Here is a 23645-nt window from a genome sequence, read left to right as displayed (position 1 = left end):
TTGTGAGTACGCGCGCGGCACAGGCATTTCGGCACGATGGTGACGTCGTGTGCGCGGTGCGCGGGCTGACCAAGACCTATCCGGCGGTCCGGGGCCGGCGCGGCGCGCCCGGCACACCCGAGGTCCGTGCCACGGACGACGTACGGCTGGACATCCGCCGCGGTGAGATCTTCGGCCTGCTCGGACCGAACGGCGCCGGCAAGTCCACCCTCGTACGGCAGCTCACCGGACTCATGCGGCCCGACAGCGGCAGCGTGGAGATCCTCGGGCACGACATCGTGCGCCATCCCGAGCGGGCCGCGCGGATCCTCGCCTACCTCGGTCAGGAGTCGACCGCCCTCGACGAGCTGACCGTGTCGCTCGCCGCCGAGACCACCGGGCGGCTGCGCGGCCTGGACGTGCGGCAGGCGCGGGCCGAGCGCGACGAGGTACTCGACGAACTGGGGCTCGGGGCGCTCGCCGGGCGGCCGCTGAAGAAGCTCTCCGGGGGCCAGCGGCGCCTGGCGTGCTTCGCCGCGGCGCTGGTGGGGGAGCGGCCGCTGCTGGTGCTGGACGAGCCGACCACCGGTATGGACCCGGTGGCGCGGCGGGCCGTGTGGTCGGCGGTCGACCGGCGCCGGGCCGAGCGCGGGACGACCGTGCTGCTCGTCACCCACAACGTCATCGAGGCCGAGACCGTGCTGGACCGGGTGGCCGTCCTCGACCGGGGGCGGGTGATCGCCTGCGACACGCCCGGCGGGCTCAAGGAGCAGGTCGCCGGTGAGGTGCGGGTGGACCTGGTGTGGCGGGACGCGGCGCCGCTGCACGTCCCCGAAGTGGCCGCGCTGCGGGACCGCGTCGTGGAATCGGGCCGGCGCTGGACACTCCGACTGGGGCCCGAGGAGGCCCGGGCGGTCGTCGCGACCGTCACCGGAGGGGCCGCCTTCGCCGCCCTGGACGACTTCACGCTGGCCACGCCGAGCCTGGAGGACGTGTACCTGGCCCTGGGCGGTGCCGTGCGGCAGGGGCTGGTGAAGGCGTGAGAAGCCCCCTGAGTACGTGGGCCCCCGCGTACGTACCGACTGCCGCAGTGGACCCGACGAAGGGGAGCAGCACGACGTGAGTGTCGTACCCGCCGATGTCCTGCCGGGCAGTGCCCTGGCCGCTGAGGAGCCCGCCGCGACCGCGGCCGAACTCGGACCTCGCGCGCGGCTGTGGCCGTCGCTCGCGGCCGTGTACCGGGCGCAGCTGTCCCGCGCGCGGGTGGCGCGGATCCCGCTGCTGTTCGTGGCGACGTTCCAGTCGATCGGGATCATGGTCCTGATGCGCGGCGTGGTGGACGACGGGGCGGAGGCGCAGGCGGTCGTCGCCGGGTCGTCGGTCCTGGTGGTCGCCTTCGTCGCGCTGAACCTCCTCGCCCAGTACTTCGGGCAGCTCCGGGCCAGCGGCGGACTCGACCACTACGCGACGCTGCCGGTGCCCCCCGCGGCGGTGGTGCTGGGCGCGGCGGGTGCCTACGCCTCGTTCACCGTGCCGGGGACCGTCGTGACGGCGGTGTTCGGCTGTGTGCTGTTCGGGCTTCCGCTGGCTCATCTCTGGATTCTCGTGGCGGTGATCCCGCTCGCGGGTGCCGCGCTCGCCGGGCTGGGGGCGGCGCTGGGGCTCCTCGCGCCCCGGCCGGAGCTGGCCACACTCCTCGGCCAGCTGGGCATGTCCGCGGCGCTGCTGCTGGGTGTGCTGCCGGCGGACCGGATGCCGGAGGCCGTGCGCTTCGCGCGGGATCTGCTGCCGTCGACGTACGGCGTCGAGGCTTTCGCCCGTACGTTCGGGCCGAATCCCGACTGGGCCTTCGTCCTCGGCGACCTCGCCGTGTGCGGGGTCGTGGGCGTGGTCTCGCTGGCCGTGGCGACCTGGGCGTACCGCCGGGCGGCCGTCCGGTGAGCGGGGAGGGATCGTCCGGTGACGCGGAGCACAGGCGGGCCTGGCACGATGTCAGGGTGACCGCACCACTGACTCCGCCACCGCATGGACGTTCCGCACAGTCTTCGTGGCAGCCGCCGGACGCCGGGGCAAAGGCGTACGGGCCCCAGGCCCAGGGGGCTCAGGCTCCCGGGTCCCAGCATGCCGAGTACGCCGGGCACGGCTGGTACGGACAGGACGGGCCCGGGATGAAGACGGAAGTGCGGGAGGCCGCCGTGATCTCGGTGGCCGTGGCGCTCGGCGGGGTGCTGCTCGGGGTGCTGTGGTGGTGGCTCGCACCGCACGTGCCGCTGGTCGGTGACGTGGTGGAGGGCAAATGGGTCGTCTACCTCAAGGACACCGAGGGCGAGCAGGCCGTCGGGGTCGACGGGACGTTCACGTTGCTCGCGCTGGGATTCGGCGTCGTCAGCGCTCTGGTCGTGTTCCTGCTGCGGCGGCGCGGGGGTGTGCCGCTGGTGGTGGGGCTGGTCGTCGGGGGGCTGCTCGGGTCGTTGCTGGCCTGGCGGGCCGGGGTGTGGCTCGGGCCCGCGGAGGACGTGGTCGCCCGGGCGCGTGAGGTGGGGCGTGGGGTGACGTTCTCCGCGCCGTTGCGGCTGGGGGCGAAGGGGGCGTTGCTGGCCTGGCCGGTTGCCGCGTTGGTGGTGCATCTCGGGCTTGCGGCGTTGTTCGGGCCTCGGGATCCGGAGCCGGAGTACGGGGACGAGGCGTATCAGGGACCGGCCGTTTCGTAGGTGCTCGGCGTTGGTGTCCTGCTCAGGGCGTTGCGCGACCCGGCGCTACGGGGTGCCGCCTGCGCCCACCCGTGCCGCCCCAGCGGCACGACTGCCCGCAGGCTAGGTGCGCCCGATAGGAGCGAGTACCGCCTCCGTCAGTTTCGCCAGGTCCTCCGGGGACAGCTCCACCTCCAAGCCCCGCCTTCCCGCCGAGACGCAGATGGTCGGGTGGGAGGACGCCGAGGCGTCGAGGACCGTCGGGAGTCTCTTGCGCTGGCCCAGGGGGGAGATGCCGCCCCGGACGTAACCCGTCGTGCGTTCCGCCAGGGTCGGGTCGGCCATCGTCGCGCGTTTGCCGCCGACCGCCGCTGCCAGGGCCTTCAGGTCGAGTTGGCCCGCGACCGGGACCACCGCGACCGTCAGCGCGCCGTCGACGTCGGCGACCAGGGTCTTGAAGACGCGGTCCGGTGAGACGCCCATCGCCTCGGCCGCCTCCTCGCCGTAGGAGGGGTGGGCGGGGTCGTGGTCGTAGGAGTGGACCGTGAACTCCACGCCCGCCGCCGTGAGGGCGACGGTCGCGGGCGTGCCGCCCTGCTGCTGCTTCTTCGACTTCTTCGCCATCCGGGTCCGCTTCAGTTGAGGCTCGTCGGGCCGCGCGTCAGGTCCGACGACGGCAACGACGGCAGACTACGGATGATGGCGGTCTCGGAGCGAAGGAGTTTCAGCTCGTCGCGCAGGCGGGAGGCCGTGTCGGGGGCCTGGAGCAGGCGTTGCTTGGTCGGAGTGTCCAGCATCATCGCCGCGGCCACCAGGTAGGAGACCACGCCCGGCTCGTCGGGCAGCTCGGCGCCGGTAGTGAGGGACCGTTCCCGCGCGCCCGCCAGCCGCTTCTGGTACTGGCGGAAGGAGCGCAGCACCCCCTCGGCCAACGGCGCCGCCTCGTCGCCGGGTTCCTCCTCCAGCGTCTCCAGCTCGGCCGTCAGGAAGGGGCCTGACGCATCGACCGACAGCAGCTTCACCCGGGTGGTGCCGGTCGCCAGCACCTCGAAGGAGCCGTCGGGACGCTCCCGGATCGTCGCCGCGTCGGCCACACAGCCGATCTTGTGGAACGACGTGGCCGGGTCCGTGCCGAAACCGGCCGCGGGCCCCCGCTCCGGCACGGCCGTCGGGTCGGGCATGCCGGGCGCGCTCGGGGCCACCTCGTGGCCGTCGCGGATCGCCACGACGGCGAACCGGCGCGGCTCGTCCTCCGGCGTCTTCAACAGCTCGCGCATCATGGCGCGATACCGCTCCTCGAAGACGTTGAGCGGGAGCACGAGCCCCGGGAACAGCACGGAGTTCAGGGGAAAGAGGGGGAGCCGGACGGTGGTCACGACGCAAAAGCCTAATGGTCGCCCGGGCGGACTCGTCCGCCCCGTTCACTCCGTGGATGTTCCGGGGGCCGGCCGGCCGCTCCCACCCGGATGTCGTCACGGATCCGCAGGAAGTGGCCGAGCGGATCGTCCGACACCCGGTCCCAGGGAAACGAGGTGGCGTACGGCCCGTTCAGGCGCAGCTGTTCCTGGGCGTCCGCCCAGCGCTCCAGGCACACCAGGACGAAGATGAGCAGGTTCCGCATCCGGGCGGGCCAGGGGTCGGCCGCCGGCAGTCGCGGGGACAGCGCGATCGCCCGGTCGACGGCCGCGTCCAGCCGCTCGCGTGGCACCTCGGGCCCGCAGCCGTCGGTGAGGTAGCCGAAGGCCGCCCGCAGCGGGAGGGCCTGGACGAGGGCGTCCGCGGGCGCGTCCTGCGCGGCCCGGTCGGCGAAGTCGAAGCACTCGTGGTGCGAGCCGTGCCAGGAGGAGGCCAGGTAGCGCAGGGCCGCCACGTGGCAGCCGTAGTGGTGCGGGGCGCGGCGTACGGCCGCCGCCCAGAGCTCCTCGAAGTATTTGTGCCCGGCCTGCGCGCCGCGGGCGTGGTCGAGCGCGAGCCGCCACGGCACCGGGTCCCGCCGGTCGCCCCGGGCCGCCGCCGTGAGCAGCGGGCTCACTTCGCGCAGTGCCTCGGCCCGGGCCGGTGACCGCCAGGCGCCGTCCACCGCGAGCTGGGCCCCGACCAGCAGCGCGTCCGGATCCTTCGGAGCGGTGGCGAGCCAGGCGTCCAGCCACTCGGGACGCGAGCGTGCGAAGGCGGCCAGCCGGGTCACGTACCGGTCGCGCCGTTCCCACTCGGCGGCCGCGCGCGTGGCGTGGAGCAGCCCGGCGGCCGGTCCGTGGTCACCGCGGGCGGCGGCGACCAGCGCCGGGCTCAGCCGCGCGTCAGGCGCGTCGAGCATCACCTCGTCGTCGGCGCACGGGCCGCCGACGAGGTGGGGGGAGGTCCTGGTCATCCGGCCGGCGCGGATGAAGGGCAGCTGCAGAGCCATGGTGCCGACCATTGAAAGTCCGCTGGTCATGGCGGCGCCAGTACGTTCATGGAACTCGCGGAAAGTTGTACGCCGCGTGGTCAAGAGAAGGTAAAGGCGTGACAGTTCAACAACCCTGGTCACACAGGCATCACGGACATCACGGCGGCCCCGGAGCGGTCCGATGTCGTCAGTTGCGGCGAAGCAGCCGGGTCGCTCCCGCCGCCACCGTCGTCGCCAGGATCCAGCCCAGCAGGATCATCGCGGTCGCCAGCCACTGCCAGCCGCCGCGCAGCTGCCAGAAGCCCACCTGTCCCAGGTCGATGACCGGCAGCAGCAGATCGAGGGTGAACAGCGCGGGGTTCCACTCCGGATGCTCGCCCCGCTTCAGCGGCGGATGGCCGGCCTGCGCGAAGGCGAGCGAACCCGCCGCCCACAGCACCGCCATCCACACCGCGGCCCGGCCCGGCCGGTACCCGTAGGCCACCGTCCAGTCCTGGACGTAGCCCCACAGCTTGGCGGCCGGCGGAAGGCTCTCCCGGTGCCGGCGCTGCTTCGCGAGCAGCACCTCACGGGCGTCCTCGTCCTCCCCGCCGGCCCGCAGCACGGCCGCGAGCCGCTCGTACGGCTCCGGGTTGTACTCGGCGGTCGCCGCCGCCACCCAGTCCAGCCGCTCCGCCAGCGAGAACGGCCCGCGCGGCACGAGGTTCTCGTAGAAGAAGCCGCCCATGTGCAACCGCCCCGGGCCGGGCCAGGCGTCCGCCCGGTCCATCAGATTGATGATCTTCGCCCCCGACAGCACCACCCGCCCGCGCGCCGGCTGTTCCCCGAGGAACCGCAGCTCCGGCGTCTGCATCCGGCGCAGCGACAGCTCCTGGTCGTCCGTGAGGGTGAACCGGGCCCGCTCGAAGTCGACCGCGTCGCCGAAGCGCCCGTCGTCCAGCCGGATCCCGCCCTCGCACTCGAAGCGCTGGATGCGCGTCCCCTGCGCCGGGGTCATGCCGCTCATCGCCTGGGCGCCGACGCCCGCCGGAGTCAGATACAGGCTGCGCTCGACGGTCAGCTGCGGAGCGTTCAGCGCGAGCCGCGCGTAGGGGTTGGCCAGCCGGGCGCCGCGCAGGCTCAGCGACACGCCGATCGTGGCGGCGCGCAGGCTCAGCTCGCCGTGCGATTCCAGCAGCTCCGCCTGTAAGTCCTGGCCGACGGTCAGGCCGTCCGCGGCGACCGACCGGCCGCTGCGGTCCCGGTGCACGACCGCCTGGTTCAGCATCAGGTCCGTGCCGATCTGCGCGTCCGTGAGCCGGATGCCGCGGTGGAAGCGGCAGCGCGGCAGATGCAGATCGCCCTCCGTCTGCACCCGCGCCGCCTCCAGCCGCGGCACCGAGCAGTCCACCATCCGCAGGGTGGTGAAGCGGGCCTCCGGCAGCAGCACGTCCTGCTCGAAACGGCACTGGCGCATCTCGGTGTACGGCACCACCGTGCCGCCCGCGAGATCCAGCGAGCCGCTGACCCGCAGGCCGGCCAGCTTCAGAGAGGACACCCGTCCGGCCAGGGCGGGCGGGCCGTCGAGCAGCAGCCAGCAGACGATCCGGGCCCGTACGGTCCGGTCCTCGCCCCACGGGTGCCCGCCGTGCGGATCGTCGACCACCGGGTCGCCGCTGCTCAGGTCGTACACGCTGCCGTTGCGGAAGGCCTGCCACATGCCGGCCTCGGCCGCGGTCAGGTCCTCGGGCACTTCCCCGGCCCCCAGGCCGGCCCCCTCGGTCACGTCTCTTCCTTCCTCCTCAGGTACTCGCGGGTCACGTCCCTCCTACAGCAGTTCATGCCCGCTGGGTGACGGGCCGAACGCGAAACGTGAAGGGGATCTTCCGCGCTTCGGCGGTGTGCTGTATCAGCCATTGATACGTGCGGACGGCGCGACATTCGGGTCTGAGAGAATTGAGCACGTGATCTCCCGAATCGATCTGCGCGGCGACGCCCTGCCCGAGGGCCCCGCCCTGCGTGACCTGCTGCCCCGAGCCGAATTCGACGTAGCGGCCGCCCTGGAGAAGGTGCGTCCGATCTGCGAGGACGTGCATCATCGGGGCGACGCGGCGCTGATCGACTTCGCCGAGCGGTTCGACGGCGTCAGGCTTGATCAGGTGCGGGTGCCTGCCGCCGCGCTCACCCGCGCCCTGGAGGAGCTCGACCCGGCCGTGCGCGCGGCCCTGGAGGAGTCCATCCGGCGTGCCCGGACCGTCCACCGCGAGCAGCGCCGGAGCACGCACACCACCCAGGTCGTGCCCGGTGGCTCCGTGACCGAGAAGTGGGTTCCGGTCGAGCGGGTCGGGCTCTACGCACCGGGCGGCCGGTCGGTGTACCCGTCCTCCGTGATCATGAACGTGGTGCCCGCGCAGGAGGCCGGCGTCGAGTCCATCGCGCTCGCCTCGCCCGCCCAGGACGAATTCGGCGGCCTGCCGCACCCCACGATCCTCGCCGCCTGCGCGCTGCTCGGCGTCGACGAGGTGTACGCGGCCGGAGGCGCCACGGCCGTCGCGATGTTCGCCTACGGCACCGAGTCCTGCGCGCCCGCCAACATGGTCACCGGCCCCGGCAACATCTGGGTGGCCGCCGCCAAGCGCTACTTCACCGGCAGGATCGGCATCGACACCGAGGCCGGCCCGACCGAGATCGCGATCCTCGCCGACGACACGGCCGACCCGGTGCACGTCGCCTCCGACCTGATCAGCCAGGCCGAGCACGACCCGCTGGCCGCCGCCGTCCTGGTCACCGACTCCGCCGACCTCGCGGACGCCGTCGAGAAGGAGCTGGAGCCGCAGGTCGCGGCCACCAAGCACGTCGACGACCGGATCGTCCCGGCGCTGTCCGGCAAGCAGTCCGCGATCGTGCTGGTCGACGGCATCGACGAGGGCCTCAGGGTGGTCGACGCGTACGGCGCCGAGCACCTGGAGATCCAGACGGCGGACGCCGCGGCCGTGGCCGACCGGGTCCGCAACGCCGGCGCGATCTTCATCGGCCCCTGGGCACCGGTCTCCCTCGGCGACTACGCGGCCGGCTCCAACCACGTCCTGCCCACCGGCGGCTGCGCCTGCCACTCCTCCGGCCTGTCGGTCCAGTCCTTCCTGCGCGGCATCCACATCGTCGACTACACGAAGGACGCGCTGGCCGACGTCGCGCACCACGTGGTGACGCTGGCCGAGGCGGAGGACCTGCCGGCACACGGCGCGGCGATCAAGGCGAGGTTCGACTGGAAGGTTCCCCAGGGCAAGTGACAGGCATCGACGATCTCCCCGTACGGGACGAGCTGCGCGGCAAGTCCCCCTACGGCGCGCCCCAGCTGGACGTCCCCGTACGGCTGAACACCAACGAGAACCCCTACCCGCTGCCCGAGCCCCTCGTCGAGCGCATCGCCGAGCGGGTCCGTGAGGCCGCCCGGAACCTCAACCGCTACCCGGACCGGGACGCGGTCGAGCTGCGCACGCGGCTGGCCGAGTACCTCACCGACACCTCCGGCTACCAGGTCGGCCTCGCCAACGTCTGGGCGGCCAACGGCTCCAACGAGGTCATCCAGCAGCTGCTGCAGACCTTCGGCGGGCCGGGCCGCACCGCGATCGGCTTCGAACCGTCGTACTCGATGCACGGGCTCATCGCGCGCGGCACCGGCACGGGCTGGATCTCCGGCCCCCGGGGCGACGACTTCACGATCGACCTCGCCGCCGCCGAGCAGGCCATCGCCGAGAACCAGCCGGACGTCGTCTTCGTCACCACCCCCAACAACCCCACCGGCAACGCGGTCCCGCCCGAGACCGTCCTCGCGCTGTACGAGGCCGCCCAGGCGGCCAAGCCGTCGATGGTCGTGGTCGACGAGGCGTACATCGAGTTCAGCCACGGCGACTCGCTGCTGCCGCTGCTTCAGGGACGCCCGAACCTCGTCATCTCCCGCACCATGTCGAAGGCGTTCGGCGCGGCGGGCCTGCGCCTCGGCTACCTCGCCGCGCACCCGGCCGTCGTCGACGCCGTCCAGCTCGTCCGGCTGCCCTACCACCTGTCGGCCGTCACCCAGGCGACCGCCCTGGCCGCCCTGGAGCACACCGACACGCTGCTGGGCTACGTCGAGCAGCTCAAGGCCGAGCGGGACCGCCTGGTCACCGAACTGCGCGCGACCGGCTACGAGGTCGTCGAGTCCGACGCCAACTTCGTGCAGTTCGGCAGGTTCGAGGACGCGCACACGGCCTGGCGGAAGATCCTCGACCAGGGCGTTCTGGTCCGCGACAACGGCATCCCCGGATGGCTGCGGGTGTCCGCCGGAACCCCCGAAGAGAACGACGCGTTCCTGGACGCGGTACGTGCACTGAAGAAGGAGCAGAGTTCATGAGCCGCACCGGACGCGTGGAGCGGACGACCAAGGAGACCACGGTCCTCGTCGAGATCGACCTCGACGGCACCGGCAAGACGGAGATCTCCACCGGCGTCGGCTTCTACGACCACATGCTCGACCAGCTCGGCCGGCACGGTCTGTTCGACCTGACCGTGAAGACCGAGGGCGACCTGCACATCGACTCGCACCACACCATCGAGGACACCGCCCTCGCCCTCGGCGCCGCCTTCAAGCAGGCCCTCGGCGACAAGGTCGGCATCTACCGCTTCGGCAACTGCACGGTCCCGCTGGACGAGTCCCTCGCCCAGGTCACCGTCGACCTGTCCGGCCGCCCCTACCTCGTGCACACCGAGCCCGAGAAGATGGCGCCGATGATCGGCGAGTACGACACCACCATGACGCGGCACATCCTGGAGTCCTTCGTGGCCCAGGCCCAGATCGCGCTGCACGTGCACGTGCCCTACGGGCGCAACGCCCACCACATCGTGGAGTGCCAGTTCAAGGCCCTGGCCCGGGCGCTGCGTTATGCGTCCGAGCGCGACCCGCGCGCGGCCGGCATCCTCCCGTCCACGAAGGGCGCCCTGTGAACGGCATCTCGACCCTGCTGATCGTCGTCGGCCTGTTCCTGGTCGGCGGGATCTACTCCTTCGTCAAGCAGAAGATGCCCAAGGGCCTGATCGTGCTGCTGTCGATCGGTGCCGCGATGTGCCTGACGGCAGGTGTCCTCAGGCTGGAGGTGTGGAATTGAGCGCCCCCCGGAAGACGCAGAACAAGCAGAAGAAGGTAGTCGTCTTCGACTACGGCTTCGGTAACGTCCGCTCCGCCGAGCGTGCCCTCGCCCGCGCGGGAGCCGACGTCGAGATCACGCGTGACTACGACAAGGCCATGAACGCCGACGGCCTGCTCGTGCCGGGCGTCGGCGCCTTCGCCTCCTGCATGACCGGTCTGCGCGAGGCGCGCGGCGACTGGATCGTCGACCGCCGGCTCTCCGGCGGCCGCCCGGTCATGGGCATCTGCGTCGGCATGCAGATCCTCTTCGCGCGCGGCATCGAGCACGGCGTGGAGAGCGAGGGCCTCGACGAGTGGCCCGGCTCCGTCGAGCCGCTCCAGGCCGAGGTCGTGCCCCACATGGGCTGGAACACCGTGGAGGCGGCGCCCGGCTCGCAGCTCTTCGCCGGCCTGGACGCGGACGCCCGCTTCTACTTCGTGCACTCCTACGCTGTCCACGACTGGTCGCTGGAGACCCACAACCCGGCGATCGAGGCCCCCAAGGTCACCTGGTCCACACACGGCAAGCCGTTCGTCGCGGCCGTCGAGAACGGCGCCCTGTGGGCCACCCAGTTCCACCCCGAGAAGTCCGGCGACGCCGGAGCCCAGCTCCTCACCAACTGGATCGGAACACTGTGAGCAAGCTCGAACTCCTCCCCGCCGTCGACGTCCGTGACGGCCAGGCCGTCCGCCTGGTGCACGGCGAGTCCGGCACGGAGACCTCCTACGGCTCCCCACTGGAGGCCGCCCTCGCCTGGCAGCGCTCCGGCGCCGAGTGGCTGCACCTGGTCGACCTGGACGCCGCGTTCGGCACCGGGAACAACCGCGAGCTGATCGCCGAGGTCGCGGGGGCGATGGACATCAAGGTGGAGCTGTCCGGCGGCATCCGCGACGACGACACCCTCGCCGCCGCCCTGGCCACCGGCTGCACCCGGGTGAACCTCGGCACGGCCGCCCTGGAGACTCCCGAATGGGTCGCCAAGGTCATCGCCGAGCACGGCGACAAGATCGCGGTCGGTCTCGACGTCCGCGGCACCACCCTGCGCGGCCGCGGCTGGACCCGGGACGGCGGCGACCTGTACGAGACGCTGGAGCGCCTCAACAAGGAGGGCTGCGCCCGCTACGTCGTCACGGACATCGCCAAGGACGGCACCCTCCAGGGCCCGAACCTGGAACTGCTGAGGAACGTCTGCGCCGCCACCGACCGCCCGGTCGTGGCCTCCGGCGGCGTGTCCTCACTGGACGACCTCCGGGCCATCGCCGGCCTCGTCCCCGCCGGTGTCGAGGGCGCGATCGTAGGGAAGGCGCTGTACGCGAAGGCGTTCACTCTCGAAGAAGCCCTGGAGGCAGTGTCGTCATGACGTCGGAAGCCGTGCGGCGGGTGCAGAGCGGAAGTCCCTGGGAAGAGTCCTTCGGTTTTGCACGTGCCGTCGCGGCGGGCGACCACGTGCTGGTGGCGGGCACCACGTCCTTCAAGGGCAGCGTGCTGTACGGGGAGGGCGACCCGTACGAGCAGGCGAAGGTGGCCTTCACCAGCGCACTCGACGCGATCGCCGAGTTCGGGCTCGGCCCCGGGGCCGTGATCCGTACGCGCATGTACCTGGCACACACGCGTGACATCGAAGAGGTGGGCCGCGCCCACAAGGAACTGTTCGACACCGCGCGCCCGGTCGCGACCTTCCTGGTGGTGCAGGGGTTCATCGATCCGCGCGTGCTGGTGTCCGTGGAAATAGAAGCATTCAGAGGAGCCGTGACCTCATGACCCTGGCGGTCCGAGTCATCCCCTGCCTGGACGTCGACAACGGCCGGGTCGTCAAGGGCGTCAACTTCCAGAACCTGCGCGACGCGGGCGACCCGGTCGAGATGGCCAAGGTGTACGACGCCGAGGGCGCCGACGAGCTGACGTTCCTGGACATCACCGCCTCGTCGGGCAACCGCGAGACCACGTACGACGTGGTGCGCCGCACGGCCGAGCAGGTGTTCATCCCGCTCACCGTCGGCGGCGGCGTGCGCACCGCCGAGGACGTCGACAAGCTGCTGCGGGCCGGCGCGGACAAGGTCGGCGTCAACACGGCCGCGATCGCCCGCCCCGACCTGATCCGCGAGATCGCCGAACGCTTCGGCCGCCAGGTCCTGGTCCTCTCGGTGGACGCCCGCCGCACCGAGTCGGGCTCCTTCGAGGTGACCACCCACGGCGGCCGCCGCGGCACCGGCATCGACGCCGTCGAGTGGGCGCACCGGGCCGCCGAGCTGGGCGCCGGCGAGATCCTGCTCAACTCGATGGACGCGGACGGCACCAAGGACGGCTACGACCTCGAGATGATCCGGGCCGTACGCAAGCACGTCACCGTCCCGGTCATCGCCTCGGGCGGCGCGGGCAGGCTGACGGACTTCCCCCCGGCCATCGAGGCGGGCGCGGACGCCGTCCTGGCCGCGTCGGTGTTCCACTTCGGGGACCTGCGGATCGGCCAGGTCAAGGAGACGCTGAGGGAGGCCGGACACCCCGTGAGGTGATGCCCGGCCCCCGGGCTCAGATCCCCAGCTGCTTCGTCTCGTGCAGCTTCGCGATCGCGTCCTCGTCGCCGTCCAGGTCCACCTTGGCCTGGCTCTGCCGGCCGTACGAGAACAGCACCAGCTCGGACGGCTCGCCGGTCACCGTGACCACCGGCGTGCCGCGATGGGCGACCACCGTCTGGCCGTCCGGGCGGCGCAGCACCAGGCCCGTCGGGACGCCCCGGCCCATCAGGCGGGCGGTGCGCTCCAGCCGGGACCACAGGGCGTCCTGGAACACCGGGTCGAGCTCGCGCGGGGACCAGTCCGGCTGGGCGCGGCGGACGTCCTCCGCGTGGACGTAGAACTCGATGATGTTCGACGCCTCGTCGACCGGCTTGAGCGAGAAGGGCGAGAAGCGGGGCGGGCCCGTACGGATCAGCTGGATCAGCTCCTCGTACGGCTTGTCCGTGTACTCCGCCATCACCCGGTCCAGACGCGGCGCGAGCTGCTTGATCAGCATCCCGCCGGCGGCGTCGGGGCGGCGTTCGCGCACCACCACGTGCGCGGCGAGGTCCCGGGTCGTCCAGCCCTCGCACAGAGTGGGCGCGTCCGGGCCCGCGGTCTCCAACAGGTCGGCGAGGAGAAGTCGTTCACGCTTGGCATGGGTCGACATGCGGCCAGCCTACGGCCGCGCGCCGGGTCCGCCCACCCGTCACCCGGCCACCACCCCCCATTGAGGCGCTTCGCACCCCCTCCTTCCGATCAGTGGACACTCCACCTGGCCTGTCGGTGGCGCGCGGCACAATGGTCGGCATGACCAGCACGCCCGCCCGTCGCCCGGCCACCACCCCTCAGGGAGGCGCTTCGCGCCACAGTGCTCCATCCAGCCGCCTCGCCCCGGAGATCGCCGCCCGCCTCAAGCGCAGCGCCGACGGCCTCCTGCCCGCCATCGCCCAGCAGTACGACACCGGAGAGGTGCTGATGCTCGGCTGGATGGACGACGAGGCGCTGCACCGCACCCTGACCACCGGCCGGTGCACGTACTGGTCGCGCAGCCGCCAGGAGTACTGGGTCAAGGGAGACACCTCCGGCCACTTCCAGTGGGTCAAGTCCGTCGCCCTCGACTGCGACGCCGACACCGTCCTGGTGAAGGTCGACCAGGTCGGAGCCGCCTGCCACACGGGAGCCCGCACCTGCTTCGACGCGGACGTGCTGCTCAAGGACGGCGGCTGCGACCCCGCCCCGACGGATCAGTAAGGTCAGCCGCCATGGACCTCGAGACGTTCCGCAAGCTCGCCACCGACCGGCGGGTCATCCCGGTCACCCGCAAGCTCCTCGCCGACGGCGACACCCCGGTCGCGCTCTACCGCAAGCTCGCCGCCGAACGCCCCGGCACCTTCCTGCTGGAGTCCGCGGAGAACGGCCGCTCCTGGTCCCGCTACTCCTTCGTGGGTGTCCGCAGCGCCGCCACGCTGACCGAGCGCGACGGGCAGGCGCACTGGCTCGGCACCCCGCCCGTCGGCGTCCCCGTCGACGGTGACCCCCTCGCCGCGCTGCGCGCCACCGTCGAGGCCCTGCACACCCCCCACCACGAAGGCCTGCCGCCCTTCACCGGCGGCATGGTCGGCTACCTCGGCTACGACATCGTCCGCCGCCTGGAGAAGATCGGCCCCGGCGAGCGCGACGACCTGAAACTGCCCGAGCTGACCATGCTCCTGACCAGCGACCTCGCCGTCATGGACCACTGGGAGGGCTCCGTCCTGCTGATCGCCAACGCGATCAACCACAACGACCTGGACACCGGCGTCGACGAGGCCTACGCCGACGCCGTCGCCCGCCTCGACGCCATGCAGGCCGACCTGTCCCGCGCGGTCGCCCAGCCCCCGGCCGCGCTCCCGCCCTCCGAAGTCCCCGACTACACGGCCCTGTGGGGAGGCCCCGACTTCCAGGAGGCCGTCGAGGACATCAAGGAGCGCATCCGGGCCGGCGAGGCCTTCCAGGTGGTGCCCTCCCAGCGCTTCGAGACCCCCTGCACGGCGAGCGCCCTGGACGTCTACCGGGTCCTGAGGACGACCAACCCGTCGCCGTACATGTACCTGTTCCGCTTCGACGGCTTCGACGTCGTCGGCTCCTCGCCCGAGGCCCTGGTCAAGGTCGAGGACGGCCGGGCCATGGTCCACCCCATCGCCGGCACCCGCTGGCGCGGCGCCACCCCGCAGGAGGACCAGGCCCTCGCCGACGAACTGCTCGCCGACCCCAAGGAGCGCGCCGAGCACCTCATGCTCGTCGACCTGGGCCGCAACGACCTGGGGCGGGTCTGCGAACCCGGCTCCGTCGAGGTCGTCGACTTCATGTCCGTCGAGCGGTACTCGCACGTGATGCACATCGTCTCGACGGTGACGGGACGGGTCGCCCCCGGCCGCACGGCCTTCGACGTACTGACCGCCTGCTTCCCGGCCGGCACCCTCTCCGGCGCCCCGAAGCCCCGCGCCATGCAGATCATCGACGAACTCGAACCGTCCCGGCGCGGGCTGTACGGCGGCTGCGTCGGCTACCTCGACTTCGCCGGCGACTCCGACACCGCCATCGCCATCCGCACCGCCCTCCTCCGCGACGGCACCGCGTACGTGCAGGCCGGCGCGGGCATCGTCGCCGACTCCGACCCGGTCGCCGAGGACACCGAGTGCCGCAACAAGGCGGCGGCGGTCCTGCGGGCCGTGCACACCGCGAACCGGTTGGGCGAGGCGTGAGGCGAACCCCGGGTGACGGTTCGCCCGGGGTTCAAGCGATAGTGGGGTATGTGACTGCTGTACCTCCCTCCCGTTCCCAAGCCGCCGGATCCACCCGGGCCGGCCGCCTGAGCCTCGCCGTGGCGCTCCTCGCCGGCGCGCTCGGCGCGGCCGTGGCGCTCCTCGCCACCCGGCAGCGCTGGGTGGCGGGCACCGCGACGGTGGCCGGTGGCGACTTCCCCCTGACCGCCAAGGGCAGCGACGTCACGGGCGTCCCCGCGGCGCTCGCCATAGTGGGCCTCGCCGCGCTCGTCGCCGTCTTCGCCGTCCGCCGCGCCGGCCGGGTCGTCGTGGCCGCCCTGCTGGCGCTGGCCGGCGCGGGCACCGTCGCGGCCGCCCTGTTCGGCGCCTCCGACGGCTCCGCCCTCGACGAGAAGGCCGCCGAGGCCTCCGGTGACACCTCCGCCTCCGTCGACGCCCTGACCCACACCGCCTGGCCGTACGTCGCGGCCCTCGGTGGCGTCCTGCTCCTCCTGGCCGGGCTGCTCGCCCTGCGCTACGGCCGGCTGTGGCCCGCGATGTCCGGCCGCTACGAGCGGGACGGCGTGCCCCGGCCGCGCCGCAAGGCCCCCGCCGTCGACCCGGACCGGCCCGAGGACCTGTGGAAGGCACTGGACCGGGGCGAGGACCCCACCGGGGCCTGAGCGCCGGCACCGGGAGCGCGGACCGCCGAGGAGCACCCCCGCTCACCGCTCAACCGCGCGTGCGGGACAATGAGCGCGAGCGTCCTGCTCAGACACGCACACAGCAACGAGGAGCAAGCAATGGCGGGCAGCAGCCACGGTCACACCCCGGCCGCCTGGACCGGTGTCACGATCGCCTTCATCGGTTTCTGCGTCGCGGGCGCGTTCATGGTGATGGACCAGCCGGCGGGCTTCTGGGCGGGCATGGTGGTCGTGCTGCTCGGCGGTGTCGTCGGCGGCATCATGCGGATGATGGGCCTGGGCCAGCCCAAGGACCTGCACCAGCCGCACCAGATGACGGGCGACCGCGAGCCGGCGCGCGCCGAGGGCTGATCCCCGGCGGAACACCGCGTGGTCGCACAAGGGGCGGCCGGCACTGGTGCCGGGGCCGCCCCTCACGCGTGTGCGGGGCACAATGCGTAGCGTGAACGCCGACAGCCGAAGGATGACGCGGAGTGTCCCGGGCCGCCTGATCGTCCCCGCCGGGGTGCTCACGGCCGTCGCCGCCGCCTTCGCCTACGTGGGAGCGGTGGACCCGAACGAACCCGGCCACTACCCCGCCTGCCCGCTCCTGAGGTACACGGGCCTGTACTGCCCAGGCTGCGGCGGACTGCGCAGCGCGCACGCGTTCGTCCACGGCGACCTCCCGGCGGCACTGCACGCCAACGCGATCGCCGTCCTCGGCTATCTGGCCTTCGCCGCGCTCTGGACCGTATGGGTGGTCCACGCGGTCCGCGGACGCCCGCTGCGGATCGACCCCCGCCCGGGGCTGGTGTGGAGCCTGGGCGCGTTGCTGCTGGTCTTCACGGTTGTCCGGAACCTGCCCTTCGGCGGCTGGCTCCACCCTTGATCCACGGGCGGCTGTCCAGGTATTGGGACCGGCCGTCAACCGGATGCGGGGCCTACGCCCCGCTGCGGATACCATCGCAGTGACCATCGGTTCTCGATCGGTCGCTGGAACTGTCAAGCGTCTGGAAGGGGGCCGCTCGCGTGAGTGTGCTCGACGAGATCATCGACGGAGTCCGTGCCGACCTCGCGGAGCGGCAGGCACGCGTCAGCCTCGACGAGCTCAAGGAGCGCGCGGCGAAGGCTCCCGCGGCCAAGGACGGCGTGGCCGCCCTGCGCGGCGACGGTGTCAAGGTGATCTGCGAGGTCAAGCGCTCCAGCCCCTCCAAGGGCGCGCTGGCCGCCATCGCCGACCCGGCCGGCCTCGCCGCGGACTACGAGGCGGGCGGCGCGGCCGTCATCTCCGTCCTCACGGAACAGCGCCGGTTCGGCGGTTCGCTCGCCGACCTGGAGGCCGTCCGCGCCCGCGTGGACATCCCGGTCCTGCGCAAGGACTTCATCGTCACGTCGTACCAGCTGTGGGAGGCCCGGGCCTACGGCGCCGACGTCGTCCTGCTGATCGTCGCCGCCCTCGACCAGCCCGCCTTGGAGTCCCTCATCGAGCGTGCCGAGTCCATCGGGCTCACGCCGCTCGTCGAGGTGCACGACGAGGACGAGGTGGAGCGCGCGGTCGACGCGGGCGCCCGCGTGATCGGCGTCAACGCGCGCAACCTCAAGACCCTCGAGGTGGACCGCGGCACCTTCGAGCGTGTGGCACCGGAGATCCCGGACCACATCATCAAGATCGCCGAGTCCGGCGTCCGCGGCCCCCACGACCTCATCGCCTACGCCAACGCCGGCGCCGACGCGGTCCTGGTCGGCGAGTCCCTCGTCACCGGCAGGGACCCCAAGGCGGCGGTGGCCGACCTGGTGGCGGCCGGAGAACACCCCGCAATCCGGCACGGCCGGAGCTGATCACCCGCTAGGCTTGCCCCGATGACTCCCACCATGACGACCGTGGACCGGTACGCCCGCCTCGCGCGCGGCTGCCGCCCCCGCGGCTGCCGTGCTCCCGCGCGCCGCGTACACGGCCGCCGGGTCCGGTACGTCATCGGTGACGAGCCGGGCCAGGTCAACGGCATGCGATGGCAGCGCCCCTGCCTTTAGGGGGCGCGGGGCTCTGTTTGACGTGCGGCTACCGCCGCGCGGGCGCGACCAGCCACAACGGTCCCGCAGCCAACTGACAACCCCGCCCCCACGGCGATTGGTGCACCCAAACACACTCACCGTGAGGTATTCGCATGCCCAGCCAGTTCTTCATCCCCGACCCCGAGGGTCAGACCCCCAGCCCCGAAGGCTACTTCGGGGCGTTCGGCGGCAAGTTCATCCCGGAGGCCCTCGTCGCCGCCGTCGACGAGGTCGCCGTCGAGTACGACAAGGCCAAGCACGACCCCGAGTTCGCCAGGGAACTCGACGACCTCCTGGTCAACTACACCGGCCGCCCGTCGGCGCTCACCGAAGTGCCCCGGTTCGCCGAGCACGCCGGTGGCGCCCGGGTCTTCCTCAAGCGCGAGGACCTCAACCACACCGGCTCCCACAAGATCAACAACGTCCTCGGTCAGGCCCTGCTCACCAAGCGCATGGGCAAGACCCGCGTCATCGCCGAGACGGGCGCCGGCCAGCACGGCGTCGCCACGGCCACCGCCTGCGCGCTCTTCGGCCTCGACTGCACGATCTACATGGGCGAGATCGACACCCAGCGCCAGGCCCTCAACGTCGCCCGCATGCGCATGCTCGGCGCCGAGGTCATCGCCGTGAAGTCCGGCAGCCGCACGCTCAAGGACGCCATCAACGAGGCCTTCCGCGACTGGGTCGCCAACGTCGACCACACCCACTACCTCTTCGGCACCGTCGCCGGCCCCCACCCCTTCCCGGCCATGGTCCGCGACTTCCACCGCGTCATCGGCGTCGAGACCCGCCGCCAGCTCCTGGAGCGCGCCGGACGCCTCCCCGACGCGGCCGTCGCCTGCGTCGGCGGCGGCTCCAACGCCATCGGCCTCTTCCACGCCTTCATCCCCGACGAGTCCGTCCGCCTCATCGGCTGCGAACCCGCGGGCCACGGCGTCGAGACCGGTGAGCACGCCGCCACCCTCACCGCCGGTGAGCCCGGCATCCTGCACGGCTCCCGCTCCTACGTCCTCCAGGACGACGAGGGCCAGATCACCGAGCCGTACTCGATCTCGGCCGGCCTGGACTACCCGGGCATCGGCCCGGAGCACTCCTACCTGAAGGACTCCGGCCGCGGCGAGTACCGCGCGGTCACCGACGACGCGGCCATGCGGGCCCTGCGCCTGCTGTCCCGCACCGAGGGCATCATCCCGGCCATCGAAAGCGCCCACGCCCTGGCCGGCGCCCTCGAGGTCGGCAGGGAGCTGGGCAAGGACGGGCTGATCGTGGTCAACCTGTCCGGCCGCGGCGACAAGGACATGGACACCGCCGCCCGCTACTTCGGCCTCTACGACACCGACGCCGAGGTCGCCGCCGACGCGGACGCCGACACCGCCGAGATCGAGGGAGACGCCAAGTGAGCGGCAACATTCAGCTGTTGACGGACACCCTCGCCACGGCGAAGTCCGAAGGGCGCTCCGCCCTCATCGCCTACCTCCCGGCCGGTTTCCCGACCGTGGACGGCGGCATCGAGGCGATCAAGGCCGTCCTGGACGGCGGCGCCGACGTCGTCGAGGTCGGTCTGCCGCACAGCGACCCCGTCCTCGACGGCCCCGTCATCCAGACCGCAGACGACATCGCCCTGCGCGGCGGCGTGAAGATCGCCGACGTGATGCGCACGGTCCGCGAGGCGCACGCGGCCACCGGCAAGCCTGTCCTCGTGATGACGTACTGGAACCCCATCGACCGCTACGGCGTCGAGCGGTTCACCGCCGAGCTCGCCGAGGCGGGCGGCGCCGGGTGCATCCTGCCCGACCTGCCCGTGCAGGAGTCCGCGCTCTGGAGGGAGCACGCGGAGAAGCACGGGCTCGCCACCGTCTTCGTCGTCGCCCCCAGCAGCAAGGACGAGCGGCTCGCGCAGATCACCGCGGCGGGCAGCGGCTTCGTCTACGCCGCCTCCCTCATGGGTGTCACGGGCACCCGCGCGTCGGTCAGCTCGCAGGCCGAGGACCTGGTGGGACGCACCCGGGCCACGGGGACCGACCTGCCCGTCTGCGTCGGGCTCGGCGTCTCCAACGCCGCCCAGGCCGCCGAGGTCGCCGGCTTCGCCGACGGCGTGATCGTCGGCTCGGCCTTCGTCAAGGCCATGCTGGACGCCCCGGACGACGCGGCCGGTGTCGAGGCCGTCCGCGCCCTGGCGGGCGACCTCGCCAAGGGCGTCCGCCGACAGGCGTAAGAAACCGGGTAGTCATACGGGTCCCTCGTACGGGTGGACCTGGGGCCGGGGAGGCGCGGTGCGCCTCCCCGGTTCGTTTCCGGGGTGTGAGCGAGAAGAACCATGAGGGAAAGCGCACCGCCCGGGAGCGGCTGGCGGTCGAGCGCGAGAAGCAGAAGTCCGCGGAGAAGCGCCGGCGCGCGCTGATCGTGGGCGGGGCCGTCGTCGCCGTCCTGGGGCTCGCGGCGGTGATCGGCGTCGTCGCCGCCAACGCCGGAAAGGACGACGACAGCGAGGCGTCGGGCCCGGTCGTGGCTCCCTCGGGAGCTCAGGGCAAGGACGGCCTCGCCATCCCGGTCGGCAAGGACAGCGCCCGGTCCACGCTCACGGTGTGGGAGGACTTCCGCTGCCCGGCCTGCAAGTCCTTCGAGACGGCGTACCGGCCGGTGATCCACGAGCTGACCGAAGCCGGACAGCTCAAGGTCGAGTACCACCTGGTCACCCTCATCGACGGCAACATGCGCGGTACCGGCTCCCGCAACGCGGCCAACGCCGCGGCCTGCGCCCAGGACGCGGGGAAGTTCCCCGCGTACCACGACGTGCTCTTCGACAACCAGCCCCCGGAGGTCGACGACGCCTACGCCGACACCGGCAAGCTGATCGAACTGGCCGGCAAGGTCGACGGCCTGGACAGCCCCGCCTTCCGCCAGTGTGTGGAGAAGGGCACGCACAACGGCTGGGTCGACAAGTCGCACCAGGCCTTCGACAAGGGCGGCTTCTCGGGCACGCCGACCGTGCTGTTCGACGGCGAGAACATCTACCAGGACAGCACGATGACCCCGGCGAAGCTGAAGAAGATGGTGCAGGAGAAGGACAAACAGCGGAACGAGGAGCAGAACAAGGGGTAAGGCCCCTTCTCACGCGCCTGTTATGGACCCGTAGCCGGGCTGCCCGCCGCGGCCCCGGCCCGGCACGGTAGCGTCGACCTTGCCATGGAACTTGCCTACATTCCCAGCCCGTCGCGCGGGGTGCTGTACCTCGGCCCCATTCCGCTGCGCGGCTACGCGTTCTGCATCATCATCGGCGTCTTCGTAGCCGTATGGCTCGGCAACAGGCGCTGGATCGCCCGTGGCGGGCGGGCCGGCACGGTGGCCGACATCGCTGTCTGGGCCGTGCCCTTCGGCCTGGTCGGCGGCCGGCTCTACCACGTGATCACGGACTACGAGCTGTACTTCAGCGAGGGCCGCGACTGGGTGGACGCCTTCAAGATCTGGGAGGGCGGCCTCGGCATCTGGGGGGCGATCGCGCTCGGCGCGCTGGGTGCCTGGATCGGCTGCCGGCGCCGGGGCATCCCGATGCCGGCGTACGCCGACGCCGTCGCGCCGGGCATCGCCCTCGCCCAGGCACTCGGCCGCTGGGGCAACTGGTTCAACCAGGAGCTGTACGGAAAGCCCACCGACCTGCCGTGGGCCCTGGAGATCACGTCCTCCGCCGACGGGCGGGTGCCGGGCACGTACCACCCGACGTTCCTGTACGAGTCGCTGTGGTGCATCGGCGTCGCGCTGCTGGTCATCTGGGCGGACCGCCGCTTCCGGCTCGGGCACGGCCGGGCGTTCGCGCTGTACGTCGCCTCGTACTGTGCGGGCCGGGCCTGGATCGAGTACATGCGGGTCGACGACGCCCACCACATCCTGGGGCTGCGGCTCAACGTGTGGACCGCGATCATCGTCTTCCTGCTCGCGGTCACCTACCTCGTGCTGTCGGCGAAGAAGCGGCCGGGCCGGGAGGCCGTGGTGGAGCCTGCTGCCTCCGGCGGTGAAGCCGCGGTGGACGACAAGGCCGACGACGAGAGCACGGCGGACAGCGGGAGCACGGCGGACAGCGAGAGCGCGGCCGACACCGGGGGCGAGGACGGCGACGCCGAGGGCGAGGTCAAGAACGAGGCCGGGTCGGGGAAGAAGACCTGACGGTCTGCCGTACGTGATGGTCAGAGGGCGCCCGGAGATCGCCGGGCGCCCTCTGTGTGTGTCGGTCCTTCGGCCTCGGCTTCGCCTTCGGGCCCGGTGTCTCCCACCCGCGCACCGTCCGTGACTGTCACCTGAAGGGTCCTGGTCTCCGGTGGGGCTGTTTCGTCGTCGGCGGCTGCGGGGTCGTGCGTGATCATTCGAAACGGCAAAACCGCAGGTTAGCCCAGCCTTTCCTTGCTGGCGGGAGCGGAATTCGCGACGTACTTTGGGGGTTGTAAAAAACTGGAACTCGTCCAAAGAGTCGTTCCGGCGGCGGGGAGTGGGGATCTTTCATGGCCATCATCGAGACCGAGGCGACGCTGCACGAGGCGCACCGGGACAACCACACCCACCGGGACGTGAACGGCGGCTGGCTGCGTCCCGCGGTGTTCGGTGCGATGGACGGTCTCGTCTCCAATCTCGCGCTCATGACCGGTGTCGCCGGCGGGTCGGTCAGCCAGAACACCATCGTGCTCAGCGGACTCGCGGGCCTGGCCGCCGGCGCCTTCTCCATGGCCGCGGGTGAGTACACCTCCGTAGCCTCGCAGCGCGAGCTCGTCGAGGCCGAGCTGGACGTGGAGCGGCGTGAGCTGCGCAAACACCCGAAGGACGAGGAGGCCGAGCTCGCCGCGCTCTACCGGGCGAGAGGGGTCGAGCCGGAGCTGGCCGACAAGGTCGCCCGGCAGCTCTCGAAGGATCCCGAGCAGGCGCTCGAGATCCACGCCCGGGAGGAGCTGGGTATCGACCCCGGCGATCTGCCCTCGCCCACCGTGGCCGCGGTGTCCAGCTTCGGCTCCTTCGCGCTGGGCGCACTCGTGCCCGTACTGCCGTATCTGCTGGGTGCCGGCAACCTCTGGCCGGCCGTGCTCTCGGCGCTGCTCGGTCTCTTCCTGTGCGGTGCGGTCGTGGCCCGGGTGACGGCGCGGACCTGGTGGTACAGCGGGCTGCGGCAGCTGTTCCTGGGAGGTGCGGCGGCCGGTGTGACGTACGCCCTGGGCACCTTGTTCGGGACGGCCGTAGGATAGCTCGGCTTGCGCTTATGCGATGGGCCGCATAAATAGCCGTTACTCGCTGGTTTCAGATGCATGACCACCGGGCATGAGCCGTAAGCGCTGTGGGCAATGAGGCTCGCCGCGCACTCAGCGGGGTGGGCGAAGGCGCCCGTCCCGCCCCCGGGCCGACGAATGACGATCTCACCCGATCGTTCCGTGCGGCCCCCCTACAGCCTCCACTGCTGGTGCGGAACCCCTGCCGCACACCCGCGGT

28 protein-coding genes are annotated in these 23645 nt (G+C 72.0%); 23 read left to right on the top strand and 5 right to left on the bottom strand.

The window, feature by feature from the left end:
• The first annotated feature begins 47 nt into the window (after positions 1–47).
• From IE97_RS0132760 to IE97_RS0132750, 3 genes are all read left to right on the top strand, one after another.
• Positions 48–1022 carry an ABC transporter ATP-binding protein gene (locus IE97_RS0132760; RefSeq protein WP_030248658.1) on the top strand — a complete coding sequence of 325 codons (975 nt, stop codon included), beginning with the start codon at positions 48–50 and terminating at the stop codon, positions 1020–1022.
• 76 nt (positions 1023–1098) lie between these two features.
• Positions 1099–1920, top strand: coding sequence for an ABC transporter permease (locus IE97_RS0132755; protein WP_030248657.1), 822 nt, complete (start codon positions 1099–1101; stop codon positions 1918–1920).
• A 56-nt stretch (positions 1921–1976) separates the two neighbouring features.
• Positions 1977–2690 (top strand): AAA family ATPase, encoded by a 714-nt coding sequence (locus tag IE97_RS0132750; RefSeq protein WP_078603459.1) that lies wholly within the window; start codon positions 1977–1979, stop codon positions 2688–2690.
• A 102-nt stretch (positions 2691–2792) separates the two neighbouring features.
• On the opposite strand, the gene ybaK is transcribed toward IE97_RS0132750, so the two are convergent.
• The 4 genes from ybaK to IE97_RS0132730 form a co-directional block, all read right to left on the bottom strand.
• Positions 2793–3293 (bottom strand): Cys-tRNA(Pro) deacylase, encoded by a 501-nt coding sequence (gene ybaK / locus IE97_RS0132745; RefSeq protein WP_030248655.1) that lies wholly within the window; start codon positions 3291–3293, stop codon positions 2793–2795.
• Between the two features lie 11 nt (positions 3294–3304).
• Positions 3305–4045, bottom strand: a complete 741-nt coding sequence (locus tag IE97_RS0132740) for an LON peptidase substrate-binding domain-containing protein (RefSeq protein ID WP_030248654.1) — start codon at positions 4043–4045, stop codon at positions 3305–3307.
• Positions 4046–4056: 11 nt separating this feature from the next.
• Positions 4057–5088 carry a hypothetical protein gene (locus tag IE97_RS0132735; RefSeq protein WP_030248653.1) on the bottom strand — a complete coding sequence of 344 codons (1032 nt, stop codon included), beginning with the start codon at positions 5086–5088 and terminating at the stop codon, positions 4057–4059.
• Positions 5089–5245: 157 nt separating this feature from the next.
• A complete protein-coding gene (locus tag IE97_RS0132730) occupies positions 5246–6823 on the bottom strand; it encodes an oxidoreductase (RefSeq protein ID WP_030248652.1) in 1578 nt (525 codons plus the stop codon).
• A 178-nt stretch (positions 6824–7001) separates the two neighbouring features.
• On the opposite strand from IE97_RS0132730, the gene hisD reads away from it, so the two are divergent.
• From hisD to hisF, 8 genes are read left to right on the top strand one after another with little or no spacing between them, the layout of a single operon-like run.
• Positions 7002–8327, top strand: coding sequence for a histidinol dehydrogenase (gene hisD, locus IE97_RS0132725; protein WP_030248651.1), 1326 nt, complete (start codon positions 7002–7004; stop codon positions 8325–8327).
• Positions 8324–9430 carry a histidinol-phosphate transaminase gene (locus tag IE97_RS0132720; RefSeq protein ID WP_030248650.1) on the top strand — a complete coding sequence of 369 codons (1107 nt, stop codon included), beginning with the start codon at positions 8324–8326 and terminating at the stop codon, positions 9428–9430. The genes hisD and IE97_RS0132720 overlap by 4 nt, the downstream gene beginning before the upstream one ends.
• Positions 9427–10020, top strand: a complete 594-nt coding sequence (gene hisB, locus IE97_RS0132715; protein ID WP_030248649.1) for an imidazoleglycerol-phosphate dehydratase HisB — start codon at positions 9427–9429, stop codon at positions 10018–10020. Before IE97_RS0132720 ends, hisB begins: the two co-directional genes overlap by 4 nt.
• A complete protein-coding gene (locus IE97_RS42630) occupies positions 10017–10181 on the top strand; it encodes a hypothetical protein (protein WP_030248648.1) in 165 nt (54 codons plus the stop codon). The genes hisB and IE97_RS42630 overlap by 4 nt, the downstream gene beginning before the upstream one ends.
• On the top strand, positions 10178–10840 hold the full coding sequence (hisH, locus tag IE97_RS0132705; protein WP_030248647.1) for an imidazole glycerol phosphate synthase subunit HisH: 663 nt from the start codon (positions 10178–10180) through the stop codon (positions 10838–10840). Before IE97_RS42630 ends, hisH begins: the two co-directional genes overlap by 4 nt.
• Positions 10837–11562, top strand: a complete 726-nt coding sequence (gene priA / locus IE97_RS0132700; RefSeq protein ID WP_030248645.1) for a bifunctional 1-(5-phosphoribosyl)-5-((5-phosphoribosylamino)methylideneamino)imidazole-4-carboxamide isomerase/phosphoribosylanthranilate isomerase PriA — start codon at positions 10837–10839, stop codon at positions 11560–11562. Before hisH ends, priA begins: the two co-directional genes overlap by 4 nt.
• A complete protein-coding gene (locus IE97_RS0132695) occupies positions 11559–11963 on the top strand; it encodes a RidA family protein (RefSeq protein ID WP_030248636.1) in 405 nt (134 codons plus the stop codon). The genes priA and IE97_RS0132695 overlap by 4 nt, the downstream gene beginning before the upstream one ends.
• Complete coding sequence (gene hisF, locus IE97_RS0132690) at positions 11960–12715, top strand: imidazole glycerol phosphate synthase subunit HisF (protein ID WP_030248634.1); 756 nt, start codon at positions 11960–11962, stop codon at positions 12713–12715. Before IE97_RS0132695 ends, hisF begins: the two co-directional genes overlap by 4 nt.
• A 16-nt stretch (positions 12716–12731) precedes the next feature.
• Here the strand turns inward: hisF and IE97_RS0132685 are convergent, their stop codons facing one another.
• Positions 12732–13367 carry a TIGR03085 family metal-binding protein gene (locus tag IE97_RS0132685; protein ID WP_030248631.1) on the bottom strand — a complete coding sequence of 212 codons (636 nt, stop codon included), beginning with the start codon at positions 13365–13367 and terminating at the stop codon, positions 12732–12734.
• Between the two features lie 140 nt (positions 13368–13507).
• Between IE97_RS0132685 and hisI the strand changes: the two genes are divergently transcribed.
• From hisI to IE97_RS0132625, 12 genes are all read left to right on the top strand, one after another.
• Positions 13508–13951: a phosphoribosyl-AMP cyclohydrolase gene (gene hisI, locus IE97_RS38840; RefSeq protein ID WP_078603462.1), complete on the top strand. Its 444-nt coding sequence runs from the start codon at positions 13508–13510 to the stop codon at positions 13949–13951.
• Positions 13952–13962: 11 nt separating this feature from the next.
• On the top strand, positions 13963–15444 hold the full coding sequence (locus IE97_RS0132675; protein WP_030248625.1) for an anthranilate synthase component I: 1482 nt from the start codon (positions 13963–13965) through the stop codon (positions 15442–15444).
• Positions 15445–15485: 41 nt separating this feature from the next.
• On the top strand, positions 15486–16127 hold the full coding sequence (locus tag IE97_RS0132670; RefSeq protein ID WP_030248623.1) for a TIGR02234 family membrane protein: 642 nt from the start codon (positions 15486–15488) through the stop codon (positions 16125–16127).
• A gap of 120 nt (positions 16128–16247) precedes the next feature.
• Positions 16248–16499 (top strand): HGxxPAAW family protein, encoded by a 252-nt coding sequence (locus IE97_RS0132665; RefSeq protein ID WP_030248620.1) that lies wholly within the window; start codon positions 16248–16250, stop codon positions 16497–16499.
• An 82-nt stretch (positions 16500–16581) separates the two neighbouring features.
• Positions 16582–17016, top strand: coding sequence for a DUF2752 domain-containing protein (locus tag IE97_RS0132660; protein ID WP_078603458.1), 435 nt, complete (start codon positions 16582–16584; stop codon positions 17014–17016).
• A gap of 140 nt (positions 17017–17156) precedes the next feature.
• Complete coding sequence (gene trpC, locus IE97_RS0132655) at positions 17157–17966, top strand: indole-3-glycerol phosphate synthase TrpC (protein ID WP_030248615.1); 810 nt, start codon at positions 17157–17159, stop codon at positions 17964–17966.
• 21 nt (positions 17967–17987) lie between these two features.
• Entirely contained in the window at positions 17988–18158 is a 171-nt protein-coding gene (gene trpM, locus IE97_RS42625) for a tryptophan biosynthesis modulator TrpM (protein WP_199807074.1), read from the top strand.
• Between the two features lie 134 nt (positions 18159–18292).
• Positions 18293–19579 carry a tryptophan synthase subunit beta gene (gene trpB / locus IE97_RS0132645; RefSeq protein WP_030248612.1) on the top strand — a complete coding sequence of 429 codons (1287 nt, stop codon included), beginning with the start codon at positions 18293–18295 and terminating at the stop codon, positions 19577–19579.
• Positions 19576–20394 (top strand): tryptophan synthase subunit alpha, encoded by an 819-nt coding sequence (gene trpA, locus IE97_RS0132640; RefSeq protein WP_030248609.1) that lies wholly within the window; start codon positions 19576–19578, stop codon positions 20392–20394. The genes trpB and trpA overlap by 4 nt, the downstream gene beginning before the upstream one ends.
• An 86-nt stretch (positions 20395–20480) precedes the next feature.
• Positions 20481–21281 carry a DsbA family protein gene (locus IE97_RS0132635; protein WP_030248607.1) on the top strand — a complete coding sequence of 267 codons (801 nt, stop codon included), beginning with the start codon at positions 20481–20483 and terminating at the stop codon, positions 21279–21281.
• Positions 21282–21365: 84 nt separating this feature from the next.
• On the top strand, positions 21366–22340 hold the full coding sequence (lgt, locus tag IE97_RS0132630; RefSeq protein WP_030248604.1) for a prolipoprotein diacylglyceryl transferase: 975 nt from the start codon (positions 21366–21368) through the stop codon (positions 22338–22340).
• 332 nt (positions 22341–22672) lie between these two features.
• Complete coding sequence (locus tag IE97_RS0132625; RefSeq protein WP_030248602.1) at positions 22673–23404, top strand: VIT1/CCC1 transporter family protein; 732 nt, start codon at positions 22673–22675, stop codon at positions 23402–23404.
• Positions 23405–23645: the final 241 nt, after the last annotated feature.

Origin of the sequence: Streptomyces sp. NRRL S-455 (genome assembly GCF_000717875.1) — a bacterium.
Classification (GTDB): Bacteria; Actinomycetota; Actinomycetes; order Streptomycetales; family Streptomycetaceae; genus Streptomyces.
This window is presented reverse-complemented; position numbering and strand designations above follow the sequence as displayed.

What these genes read in the sequence shown, in the direction of transcription:
- ybaK (WP_030248655.1), bottom strand. Translation starts at nt 3,293, where the DNA reads ATGGCGAAGAAGTCGAAGAAGCAGCAGCAGGGCGGCACGCCCGCGACC.
- IE97_RS0132735 (WP_030248653.1), bottom strand. Translation starts at nt 5,088, where the DNA reads ATGGTCGGCACCATGGCTCTGCAGCTGCCCTTCATCCGCGCCGGCCGG.
- hisB (WP_030248649.1), top strand. Translation starts at nt 9,427, where the DNA reads ATGAGCCGCACCGGACGCGTGGAGCGGACGACCAAGGAGACCACGGTC.
- IE97_RS0132695 (WP_030248636.1), top strand. Translation starts at nt 11,559, where the DNA reads ATGACGTCGGAAGCCGTGCGGCGGGTGCAGAGCGGAAGTCCCTGGGAA.
- hisF (WP_030248634.1), top strand. Translation starts at nt 11,960, where the DNA reads ATGACCCTGGCGGTCCGAGTCATCCCCTGCCTGGACGTCGACAACGGC.
- IE97_RS0132685 (WP_030248631.1), bottom strand. Translation starts at nt 13,367, where the DNA reads ATGTCGACCCATGCCAAGCGTGAACGACTTCTCCTCGCCGACCTGTTG.
- hisI (WP_078603462.1), top strand. Translation starts at nt 13,508, where the DNA reads ATGACCAGCACGCCCGCCCGTCGCCCGGCCACCACCCCTCAGGGAGGC.
- IE97_RS0132675 (WP_030248625.1), top strand. Translation starts at nt 13,963, where the DNA reads ATGGACCTCGAGACGTTCCGCAAGCTCGCCACCGACCGGCGGGTCATC.
- IE97_RS0132665 (WP_030248620.1), top strand. Translation starts at nt 16,248, where the DNA reads ATGGCGGGCAGCAGCCACGGTCACACCCCGGCCGCCTGGACCGGTGTC.
- IE97_RS0132660 (WP_078603458.1), top strand. Translation starts at nt 16,582, where the DNA reads ATGCGTAGCGTGAACGCCGACAGCCGAAGGATGACGCGGAGTGTCCCG.
- trpM (WP_199807074.1), top strand. Translation starts at nt 17,988, where the DNA reads ATGACTCCCACCATGACGACCGTGGACCGGTACGCCCGCCTCGCGCGC.
- trpB (WP_030248612.1), top strand. Translation starts at nt 18,293, where the DNA reads ATGCCCAGCCAGTTCTTCATCCCCGACCCCGAGGGTCAGACCCCCAGC.
- lgt (WP_030248604.1), top strand. Translation starts at nt 21,366, where the DNA reads ATGGAACTTGCCTACATTCCCAGCCCGTCGCGCGGGGTGCTGTACCTC.
- IE97_RS0132625 (WP_030248602.1), top strand. Translation starts at nt 22,673, where the DNA reads ATGGCCATCATCGAGACCGAGGCGACGCTGCACGAGGCGCACCGGGAC.